This is a genomic window from Mycoplasma sp. AC1221 (genome assembly GCF_054353815.1).
Window position 1 is genome coordinate 96,111 of sequence record NZ_JBTHHH010000001.1, and the last position, 12,267, is coordinate 108,377.

The following is a 12,267-nucleotide window of genomic DNA, read 5'->3' on the forward strand; positions in this document are numbered from 1 at the left end:
GGTATAATGCAAAAAACTCTAAAAGAACTTGAAAACAAAGTTGTTTTATCAAAATTAAAAGGTGCAATTCTTTGTAAATTATTTGATTTTAAAGGAATGACATATTTTTTACTGGCTTATGAACGTAATAAAACTAGAAGAAGTATTAGGGATTTTGAAAATGAATATGATATTTTCTTAAATAATTCACTAGATTTTATTCCTGTTTATATTAATGTATCCACATTATATAGAATTGATAAAAAACTCTTTCAAACATCGTTTGTTAAAAATAAAAAAATTATCTTAGATAAAAACACCATTGATGTTTTTGCACATGAACATTTATTAAGTTCGGTATTAGATTTTACAAAATATGACACCGAATATAGAGGTTTAATTGAAATAACATCAGAAAATAATTCAACAAACTTTAATATCCTTTATTTAGGTAATGAAATAAAATTTTACTTTTACATCATAACTAATATAACTGAAATGGAATCAGAATATAATGATGAAATCGCAGAGATATCCAAATCATCTGATGATCCAAAGAATAATGCAGCAAAAAAAGAATGAGAAGCAATCAATAGAAAGATTAATATAATCCATAAAGATATTTCATGAGAAATTAGTGATATTGAAGAACATAAAGAATTATCATACGAAATAACAAGAAGGTTTAAGAAGTTTGTAGAAGAAAATAACTTTGAACCCTATGCATATAGTCTTAATCAATTACATCTTATTTATGAAGGCTTATCTGATGGATTAAATGTAAAGGAATATTTAGACCCTAATTTAGAGCCTGCTGAGATGAGTTGAATTATGAAATCCTTGAGAACAAAAGATGAAATAGAAGAAAAACCTGATGAATCAATTTCTGATGGTGATAATATTTTTTTCTCATCAAGAATCATGAAACCATTAACCATAAAAAGTAAAATTAAAAAATAATTTAAATTTGTTTAAATACTATATATAGATAAAAAAGTCGTATTTATAAATATTTTATAAATATTACACAAAATAATGTTAATAAAATTTATTTTTGTGAAAATTAAAAAATGAAAAAAATAGCAATTTTTACCTTAATTATTGCTATTTTTTTAATCTTTTTAGTTTACTTGTATAATTTTGTGCTATTATTTTCATAACTTACTTTTTCATACAAAGTATATGCTTTACCAATAAAACATATAACTAAGGAAATTATGACAGCAAAACAGTTATTATCAACTTATTGAAACAAAAGTGCTTTTCTATTTGAGTTTTTCGCTTCTTTTACACTTGTATTTTTTATTTTGTTATGACTTTTAATAAAATATATGCATAAACCCAAAAACGAAAAGCTTTTTAATACCATCGGATTCACATTAGCTACTTTTTTAGCATTTATCATACCATGAGCTTTATCATACTTCACCGCAAATGTTCCTGCATTTCCACAGCTAAATCCATTAAGTGTGATTTTACAAACTAGATTGCAAGGATTTAGCATTTCTACAGGTGAGGCAGGGACATTAGATAAAGGTGTTTACTATTTAATAGGCGGGCAATTTTCAGGTGCTTTTGGTGGATTAATTGTTTTTGCTGGAATATTTTTCTTAGTAAAAAATTCATTATCTAAAAGTAAGGAATATAAAGAAATTTTTCAAACTTTACAAATTTGAGATTTATTAAAAGTAAGACATCCATATAATGAAAGTTGATGAAAATATATTATCAAAGAATTTATTTTTATTACAACTTTTGTTATTATCGTTCCAATGTTAGGTTATATCAACGACACAAATTATGGAACAAACCCTTACTTCAAACTTTTTATAACATTAATAGTTGTTTGAATCTTTTTATTTATTTCAAGTTTTTTTGGTTTCTTTGCCTTTGATATAGTTTTTAATGTGATTGCTTATTTATTAATAGTTATTGAAATTTTATATCATCTAAAAAGTATCAAATCAAATGATCAAAAAACAAAACAAATAAAACAATTAATGTTATTAGAGACTATAAAAATCACCACAACACTTTTATTTACTGTTATTATCCCACTCATTTACGGAATTGTTGCAGTTGAAATAGGCAAAAGTGTTCCAATGAAACTTAATTTCTAATCTATAAGAAAGGCTCTATGTTTAAAAAATTTAAAAAATTATTTTTGTCTTTATCCCCTATTGTAATTGCTCCAGTTGCAATCGCTTGTTCACACCAAGCGACCGTTAAAAAGGAAGTTGACCCAAAACAACAAAAAAGAGATGAAATTACAAAAGCACTTGCTTCTGATAAACTTACACCTGAACAAAAACAGGATTTCCAAAACAGAATCGGACAAGCAAACACCCTTGAAGATCTTAGTGCAATTTTTTCTGATATTAATGCAGCAATTCAAAAAGCAGCAAATACACAACCAAAAACCAATCCTGAACCAAAACCAGGTACACCACTAGACCCACAGCAAGTTGAACTTAAAGCACTTCGTGCCAAAGGGAATGCAGATAATAAAACAAAACTGACTAATGAAACATTATTTTTAAGAAGAATTAGTGATTATTTTAAATATAAAGATGTATCTTCACAAGTATTGCAATTTAAAGCTAATACTAATGCATCAAATATAACTTTTAAAAACCTAAGTAATAACAACTATATAACTGATTACCTTGATTTTAACGATGCTGCATTTACACAAATCTTGAAAGACAAAAAATTAGTAACTTATGAACAAGCTGCTAAGTTATCATATGAATATGACTATCACAACATTCGCCAAGATATCAATAATAATAATGACATCATAATTCCAATGAAAATTCTTATCCCTGTTGAAGCAACAGGAAAGAATTTAAATCTAAAGGCTGAAACTAAAGTTAATTTTGTTCTTAAAGGAATAAAATTATCAACAAGTGATGAAAAAAATTACAAAGATGTAAATGATTTATCTAAAAAGTTGCAAAATTTAACACAAGGTGATGCAATTAAAATATCTATTAAAGATAAATCTGATCCTGCTTTTGCTAAAATTCAAGCATTAATCGATGATAAATCAAATGCTATTTATAGTTTTGATGATTTAAATCGTAAACAACTTGCATCGATGTTTAATTTAACATATCCAGATTTTTCTAATTTACTTAGTCCATATAAAAATAAACAAATTATTAAAATTTTTATTGATGATGTTAATTTTACTCACTCACCGAAAATCGATCAGTTAACTGTTAAAATCAGAATTGCAAATGGTTATGATAATACACAAAAAGGATATGAAAAATTTCCTTTTGCAAATGTAGGATTTAACAAAATAATTAACCTTACATTTGATAAAGACAACACAGTATTACGTGATGAAAAAATTCGGGCAAACTTATTAGCAAAACCCGCAAACTGAAATATTTATAACCAAAACTTTGAAGAACAAGGATTTAAAGATAATGTTTCAGATATTACCATTTTACCAATAAACTATGATTTTAAATACCTTAAAGACTCATTTAAATCAACTGATTACCGCAATGGATATTTAACTTTTACTGCTATATATGATGGTAAAATCGTAAAACTACAAAAACATATTGGAGTAGGTAAATTTGCTGAAATATTTGATAGCACTTTATTGCAAGCAAATCCACATGCATATAACTTCCATGCTGGACATCTTACATATTCTGATTTATCAAGAGTTAATCAGTCAATTTATAACGATTATGGAAGCAACTTATTTTCAGGAGGTTATGATTCAACTCGTTCATTTTATTTAGATGATGTTAAAACCCCGATCGCTATCCATGTTGGTGAAGACTATTTAGCCAAAGAACACACCCCAGTTATCGCTCCATATGATGGTGAAGTTGTCGCAGTATATAATGCACACCTTTCATATGCACAAATCAAAACAGGACAAGGTGTAGGAACAGTTATGCTCACAAGAGTTAAATTAACAAAACTTAACCTTTCACCTAAAATTCTACAAGAATACTTCGGAACTTATGATACAAACGATGATCGTTGAGTATACATCGGATTTATCCACTTAGATGCTAACTTGACAATGAACAATAAAACCTTTAATTGATCACCTAAAACAATCACAATTGGAAAAGACAAGTCGGCTAGAGTATATGATATTTTAGATAATGTTTCTCCGGCACACCCACAACCTTTTAAAAAAGGGGATACACTTGCTTATTTAGGAACATCAGCAACTAACGGAGGTTGAATGCCACATTTGCATGTAACTACTTATGCAAATAATACATTATTGACAAACGACAACGACTTTCAAAAAGCATTAACATCCGCAAACCTTTATGGTGAACGTGTTGAAAAATATAACCCACAAGATCCTAAAGTTAATCCATTTACTGCTCGTGTTGATGGGATATATATTGCAAGAAACACTGACATAGAAGCGGGTAAAAAACCAATTTTTAAAGTTGATCCTATCACAGGGACACCAACAAAAGATACTGTTCCAAGCGAATTATTAAGATGAGTGTCAAATCCAATCCAAGGTTTTGAAATTCGTAGATCAGTTTTTGATCCAAACATCCTATTTAAAATCAGAGGACCACAAAGTTATAGATTTGATATCGAAGACTTCTTTAGAATTAGTGATAATAAATAATTTTATAAAATCTCCTTTTTCAAATGGAGATTTTAATAATAAACTTTTTTGCATAATTATCCAGTTTTATTATCAAATGATTAAAAATATGATGTAAAAAACTTTTATAATTTTAACATCAATAAAAATAATATAAAATAAATATATGAAACGCTTTTTTGATACGGTGAAAAATACAGTCAAAGGTAAAAATTGAAAAGAAATTAGTTTGTTTAAAAAATGAACCATTAAAAATATGGTGATGGTTGCTATTTTAATTGCAATTTCTGTTAGTTTTACCATCGTTGTGGCTCAAATTTTACCCGTTGTCAATTTACCTACATATAAATTTTCATTTATCGGATTACCTGTAAAAATAGCAGGTTTTATCTTTGGACCAGTTGTAGGGGTCTTTGTTGGAATCATAAGTGATTTGTTATCTTTATTATTTATTCCACCTGCTGGTTATAATCCAATGTATACAGTTGCTACTGCATTAAATGGTTTTGTTTCCGGACTACTTGGGATATATTTTAATCAAATTCTTAAAACTGCATTTAGCAAGGAGTTTAGACTACAAAGAATAGGACAAAAATTAAGTATTCTTGCGATGGAGTATTTACAATTTAAAGCAAATGGTGAAATAAAAAAAGCCGAAAAATCAGCAATGAAAATGATAAAATTGAACAATAAAAAGAAATATATTGATCAACTTGCTTCAGATAATTATCTAAAAAATATCTATTTAATCACTGCAATTGTCCTGCTTTTAGTAGTAATCGCTTCGGTTGCTTGGTTTATTTCAGCCGCTTCACCTGAGGCAATTGAAAAAGGTATAATTAAAAACCGTTGAGTTTTATTAGGATTAATGAGTACAGGAACATCATTAATGATTTTCTTTGTGTTATTTGGAAGATTTTTCTTTAAAACTGAAACATTTTTAACTTTGATTCCTATTGTAGTTTTTTGTGCATTTCTGGAGCTTGTAAATGTTCCTGTTTTAGCGTATGCAGACTTGATTTCATTAGGTAATGGGGAACAAAAAGATATTTTCTTTTGAATCACTCAACACATTCTTACAGGGCCTGTAAAAATATGATTTAATACCTTAGTTATTTATTATACATATGGGATTATTTCAAAATTAATTAATAAAAACAGTAATTTATCATATCGTTAGGAGAATATATGAGCAATGATGCAAAGTTTTTGTTCGTGCTTAAAAATTTATTTGAAGACTTTCAAAAAGGTTTTTTTACATCTAAAAAAAATAACAAACTCAGTATCAGCATTCCAAAACTTTTAATTAGCTCCTATACATCTCTTTTTTTTATTCCTGCTGTTAATACTAATTTAACATTTGAGACCCTATGAGATGTTATTAAAACAAACAAGTCAGTTGTTTTAGGTTTTCATGATCAAAATCAACAAAATTTTAATTTAATCACAAATAAAAAGAAAATATTAAACAAAATATCTTTTTTTGATGTATCAAAAATAAGTAATAACAAGGACTTAAGCATCCCATTCAACGAGATTTGAAAAGCCTGCATAGATTCTGAATATAAATATGATTGATATTTACAAAAAATCACAAACATCACTAATCAAAATACTTTTATTTTAAAAAATCTCTTCTTTAAAAGAATTACAGAATTTATCCCTTTAATTATTAACATTAACCAAGAATACAAGAGAGAGAAAGATACCTTAGATAAAAAAATTAGTGCTTTACAAAGTAGTAAATTGCTTTTAAATAAAGAATTAGAAGAAATAATTTATAAATATCGCTACAACCTGTATGAGTATCAAAATATGCTTTTTAAATACTTTGTGGACTTTTTGAAAGAACTAAAATCCGATATCGAAAGTGTTTTTTCAACCTTTGAAAATTCTAATTTTATCTTGCAAAAAGAAAAAATTAGTGAACTAAAAAAAAGATACGAATATTTACAAAAAATAAATAATACATCAATTACAAAAGTTTCAGGTGAAATTAAAAAACGAGATTTAAAAACTGAAATAAATTATTATTATAAGTTTTTAAAAACAACAAAAACCACTTCTAAAACGTTTATCAACCAGCAAATTTATAATTTAAATAAGGAAATATCACTTTTAAAATATAAATTTAAATATGCAAATATACAACACTCAGATTTTGTTGAATTATATAAAGATTACTGTGCAAAAAGAAAGTCATTATTTATTTGAAAAAAAAATAAGAAAAATCTATATTATTTAAATAATGAAGAATTAAAACTTCTTTATAACGATGTAACAAATAAAATAGATTTTTTTATTCATAATAGATATAAAACCAAAGAAAAAAATCATTCATTAATAAAAGAACAACTAAAAAATTATATTGAATATGAATTAGAAATCAATGTTGATCATTACACTTTACTTTCAAAACTGCATTATCAAAAGATTATTAATAAAATCAACGATGTCAAGTCAAAAATTCGTAAATTTGATAATACCAATTATAAACAAATTCACAATCACAAATTTTTAGTTGAAATGAAAAATCTAAATCAACAGTTACAGTTAGCATCGGCCGAATTAGATTGAAGTAATTATGTTGAAAACAAAATTTTTGATAACTTATTAACTCACAAAAATAACAAAATTAATCAGTTTTCAATAAATTTAAAAAATGTAATTAAGTCATTTAACACATCATTTAAAAAGGTTTCCTATTTATTTAATTCAATTACAGATAAAGATGAAAATTCAACTAATATTTTCGAAAACCTTAGCTCCTTTTATAATTCACTTATTAAAAAACCGTGGATGATTAATCTTTTAGAACATATTAGTGAGTATTGCAGTAACAAAAAACCTTTATCAAAAACATTGTTAAACGAAATTATTGCGATGTTAAAATTTGTTTCATTACTTGAAAATATATCAATTTCACAAAAGAACTTTTTAATCCCTTTTAAATACTTAAAAAACATTGATAAAATTAAAATTAAACTTATCAAATATTGAGTTGATGACAGTAAATTATTAATCATTAAAGATTTAAAAAATGATATTCCAAATGATCATAAAAATGAGTTCATTCGTGTTTTAAATGTCTTTTCACAAAAATATAAGATTCCATATATTTATACAACCGATGATTTTAATATCTTGAAAAACGAATTTGATGAAATTTTTCTTTTCAATGATCGCAAACTTGTTGAATCAGGTGATTATAGTCAAGTTATTTCAAAGCCCTTTACAAAATTTGCTAACGAACTTATTAATGAACACAAAATAATGGACGAGGAGCCTACTGATGCATTTTTTATCAATGAATATATAATAAACTTACATACAAATATTAATCATCAAGTCTATACTAATTTAAAAACATACAAACAACAAGGAAAAGGAGAGATAAATCAAAATTTTGATACCATAATTATTGATAAAACCCAAAATTCTGAGCAATATTCCTTAACTTCTGTTTTTAATGAAATAGAATTTGATTTATCAAGCAATAGCGAGAATAATGATAAAGAAAATGCTTTTTTAGATTACGATGAATGAAATAATCAGATATATATTATTTCAAGTAATGATTTAGATAATTTTTAAAATTTTGTATAATATTTGCAAGGGCAGAGGTACTTGCAAGTTTTTGTAGGTTGAGAAACACTCTTAAGAGCCGATCTAGGTAATGCTAGCGTGGTGAGTCTTTCTTAAAAATTTTTCTGTCCTATATTAAGATAGGAGAAAAATGAAATTCAAAAAATTATTTAGTTTAGGAATTCTTACATCAACTGCATCAATATCAGTTGCAGTTTCTTGTGGAACTTCTACTAAGGCAGATAAACAAGAAAACCAAAGTGTAAAATTAAGTTTAGGAACCCCTGAACAATATGCACTTGGAAATTTAACACTTGACCAATACAAAAGTAAATTAGAAAATTCATTAAACGATGAACTCAAAGTCTTAAAATCAAATGTTAAAGTTGAAGTAATCTTCCGAGGCCAAGAAGATTACAAAGCTACTTTCGATGATTTAACCAAAGGTACATCAGATTTTGCTTTTATTTCAGCTGGTTATCTACAATCAAATAAAGCAAAAGTTGGAGAACTTGGTTTTAAACTAGGTATCCAAACACTTACTCGTCAATTTAATGGTGATATTACATATGATTTCACTACCAAAGCACACGGACATTATACCGATGGACTTGAAGATGATGATTTAAGAAAAATTGCAAAAAATGAAGATACACTTTTTCATGCTAAACCAAGATCTCAATGAGATGACAAAAATAATGGTTACAATTGAGATGGACAAATTTATCAATCATTATATAATGCTAAAACAGATTTAGTCCCTTACCAAAGAGGTTCAATAGTATTGATAGGAACTGATGATATTCGTTCTAAAATCAAGCAAGCTTGAAATAGCAAAAACTGAAATGAATTTATCAAATATGGTATTGTCACCGGTAAAAACACATCTGGTGGTAAATACTTATTACAACAAGCACTACTTAAAAAACACTTTGGAGCAAGTTTTAAACCACTAGCAACAGTTGCATCCGAAACACCAGACAACATCTTAATTGGGGGTAAAATCAAAGAAATGAACAACCCTAACGAAGCAAAAAAACACATCTTTTTTGATGATGAAACATCGTGAGCATGAACCAAATATAAACCACATGATGCATATGAAATTAATCAAAGCACTAGACCGAATGAAAAACTTGAAGAATTTATTGTCACAGAGGTTTTACCATATAATGTAGGAGTTTTTGGACCTAATGTAAGTTCAGATGCAATTAATCAAGTTACAGCTGCATTTGTAAACTTATACAAAAATGATAAAGATATTTTTGGTCCAACCGTTGGATTCAATGGATATCGTAAAATTGATAATCCTGATGTTGAGTTTTGACCAATTGTTGATAACATCTTAGGTTAAAATGATTCGTTTTAAAAATGTTGATTTAAAATATACCGATAAAATTATCTTAAAAAATGTCAATTTAGACATCACGACCAATTGCATTGTTGGTTTAATCGGAAAAAGCGGAACTGGTAAGAGTACAATTTTAAAATCCTTTTTCGATTTTGAATTAATTACTTCAGGTTATTATTTATACAATGGCGCTAAAATACTTAAAAACAAGTTAAAAAAGTATAAAAACGACATAATCTATATTGCTCCTGATGATAATTTAATAACTTCTTTAGATTTTTATAAAAATTTACAACATTTTTACAAAAAATACAAAAATCCTTTATTTAAATGACTTAGAATTTTCACCAAGCAGCAAAAAGAAGAAATTTTTCAACTTTGCAATCATTTTGGAATGTCAGAATTTATTTTTAAACCAATAGAACAGCTTTCTGCTGGGCAAAAACAACGTTTTGCTATCATCTTAAATCTCCTTAACGACACTAAAATCCTCCTATGTGATGAGTTAACTAGTAATTTAGACATCACTAATGCCAAACTAGTTTTTGACTACCTGCAAAGTATTAAAAAAAATAAATATATTATTATTGCACTGCATAACCTTTCTGATGCAGTTAAATATATTGACAAGATCATTGCAATTAAAGATCAAGAAATTCAAAAAATATATTATAAAGGTGAATATGATCCTGATGAACTAAGGAAATATTTTGACTAAAAAGAAATTTTTAGTTAAAGTTTGACAAAAAACTTTAACTAAATGAACACTATTAATAACCTCCTTAATTATTTTATTTATATTTATATATCAACTTAACATCAAACCATCAAAAATTGGTTTAAAGCTTTTTTGGGTTAATTTAAAAAATCTCTTTGAATTCCGTTCTAATTCACCTGATTTTATTAATGAAAATTTATGAATTTTAAATCTTAAATATATGTGAATTACCATTAAATCTGTTTTTAGTGGAACCTTTGTCGGACTTTTGCTTGCTTTTATAACTGCTTATTTTAGTTCATTAAATTTATGAAGAAAAAACTGATGAACATGAATTGTGCGAATTGCTATTATCTTATTACGTTCAATGCCGATTTTGGTGCCAATAATGATATTCGGATCATCTTATCAAAAAGATATGATTGCGTTTATGATTTTTTGATACACAACATGATTATGATTGCATCGATATTTTTGTGATATCTTTGAATCAAGTAATACCAAAAAGTTCTGACAAGATATTAATTTAGGAATGCCACGTTATAAAAGCTTTTATATCAATATTGTTTTATCAAACAAAAACAAATTTATAATGAACTCCTTATTAGCAATCGAATCTAATATCCGTTGAAATTCTATTTTAGGTTCAGTAGGGATTTATGGAATCGGATTTGTATTCAATTTTTTCAAGGAAAAAATTGAATATTTAGGAATAAGTATTCTTTTTGTTGTTATTTTAGTTGGTTTTTTTGAGGGGATTTTAATTTTATTTAATAAATTTTTATTTGTTTCACCTAAAATTAAAAATCCATCAGAAAAAACCCCATATTCATTAGCATATAATTATAAAAAAATCCTTAAATATCTTATTTTTGCTGTTTTTTTCGCTATTATAATAACAAGTTTTGTAGATTTATCACAAACAAAAGTTAATATAGAGTTTTTAAAATTATGATTTAACAACTTGTTTATTTTTGATTTTTCAGAAGTTACTATAGATCCAAATATATATAATTCTTACTGAAGTATCTTCAAACAGACCTATATAGCGATTTATTTAGCATTCTTGCTGGCTATTTTATATGCAATCTTGATGAGTGAAAAATTATTTAAACCGATTCAAACATACTTTTTTAAATTATTTATAGTGCTATTAAAATCAATCCCTGTTTTAATCTTTTTTATATTATTTAATTCAATCTTTTACTTTGAAACTGCAATTATTTTAGCCGTTATCATCATCGCATTTAGAGCTATGAGCAAGCAGTTTTCAGAAGTTATTAATCGAATCGATGAAAGTAAAGTTAAACATTGAAGAAAACTAGGTTATAGCAGATGATTTATTTATAAAAACATCTTGCTTCCTATGTATAAAAAGGCTATTATTTCCTTACTGCTCTTTGAGAGCGAAGGAACTTATCGAAATTTCATAACATATGGGGTGTTTTCTAACATTATAATTTACACATATATAAGTCGTTATGAAGAAAAACAAGAATTTGGAAAAATTATCCCTGCTTTTTTACCGGCTTTCTTTATTTATGTACTACTTGAATTATTATTTTTACTTTATAAAACATTTTTACTGCACAAATTATGAAAATGATTATGCGAACTTGTTATAAACATCTATAAAAAGTTGTGTAAAAGATTTAAAAAGCAAGTTCAAACTTATTAATAAACTAAATCAAAAGACAATTTATTTTAAAATTAAGATTTTACTTTTAAAATAAATAAAAAATTAACTACTTTAAGATAATTAAAGTAGGACGCCGGGGTGGTACCACCCCGGCGATTTTTTTGATAAAAAAGGAGTAAAAATATGGCAAAACACCTAACTCACGAACAATGAAAATTTTGAATCGAAAAATATCAAAGTTGTAAATCTAAAATTGAAGTAAATATTTTTTGAATTGAATTTTGCAAAATTAGAAATACAAAATTAACAAAAGAAGTAATTAAAAATTTCAAATTTAAACTTTTAATGATTTTTTATACTAACAGCAAAATTTTCTTATTTAGTGA

The 12,267-nt window shown here is 26.1% G+C and carries 9 protein-coding genes; all 9 read left to right on the forward strand.

The genetic code is table 4. The features are described from left to right. Positions 1-6: 6 nt before the first annotated feature. The gene (locus ACXYRK_RS00335) at positions 7-939 is read left to right on the forward strand and encodes a hypothetical protein (protein WP_458617454.1); all 933 of its coding nucleotides are present in this window, start codon (positions 7-9) and stop codon (positions 937-939) included. A gap of 257 nt (positions 940-1,196) precedes the next feature. Beyond that, complete coding sequence (locus ACXYRK_RS00340) at positions 1,197-2,099, forward strand: MAG4940 family membrane protein (protein ID WP_458597296.1); 903 nt, start codon at positions 1,197-1,199, stop codon at positions 2,097-2,099. Between the two features lie 17 nt (positions 2,100-2,116). After that, entirely contained in the window at positions 2,117-4,609 is a 2,493-nt protein-coding gene (locus ACXYRK_RS00345; RefSeq protein ID WP_458617455.1) for an MSC_0775 family lipoprotein, read from the forward strand. Positions 4,610-4,754: 145 nt separating this feature from the next. After that, positions 4,755-5,768, forward strand: coding sequence for an ECF transporter S component (locus ACXYRK_RS00350; protein WP_458597294.1), 1,014 nt, complete (start codon positions 4,755-4,757; stop codon positions 5,766-5,768). Between the two features lie 8 nt (positions 5,769-5,776). After that, complete coding sequence (locus tag ACXYRK_RS00355) at positions 5,777-8,182, forward strand: MAG1360 family OppF-related protein (RefSeq protein WP_458617456.1); 2,406 nt, start codon at positions 5,777-5,779, stop codon at positions 8,180-8,182. A 142-nt stretch (positions 8,183-8,324) separates the two neighbouring features. Continuing rightward, a complete protein-coding gene (gene cypl / locus ACXYRK_RS00360) occupies positions 8,325-9,527 on the forward strand; it encodes an ABC transporter thiamine pyrophosphate-binding lipoprotein p37/Cypl (RefSeq protein WP_458617457.1) in 1,203 nt (400 codons plus the stop codon). Between the two features lies 1 nt (position 9,528). Beyond that, positions 9,529-10,242 carry an ATP-binding cassette domain-containing protein gene (locus ACXYRK_RS00365; RefSeq protein ID WP_458617459.1) on the forward strand — a complete coding sequence of 238 codons (714 nt, stop codon included), beginning with the start codon at positions 9,529-9,531 and terminating at the stop codon, positions 10,240-10,242. Beyond that, complete coding sequence (locus tag ACXYRK_RS00370; protein ID WP_458617460.1) at positions 10,235-11,920, forward strand: ABC transporter permease subunit; 1,686 nt, start codon at positions 10,235-10,237, stop codon at positions 11,918-11,920. The genes ACXYRK_RS00365 and ACXYRK_RS00370 overlap by 8 nt, the downstream gene beginning before the upstream one ends. Positions 11,921-12,064: 144 nt before the next feature. Beyond that, positions 12,065-12,267, forward strand: a 203-nt coding sequence (locus ACXYRK_RS00375) for a hypothetical protein (protein WP_458617462.1), incomplete at its 3' end; no start/stop codon positions are given.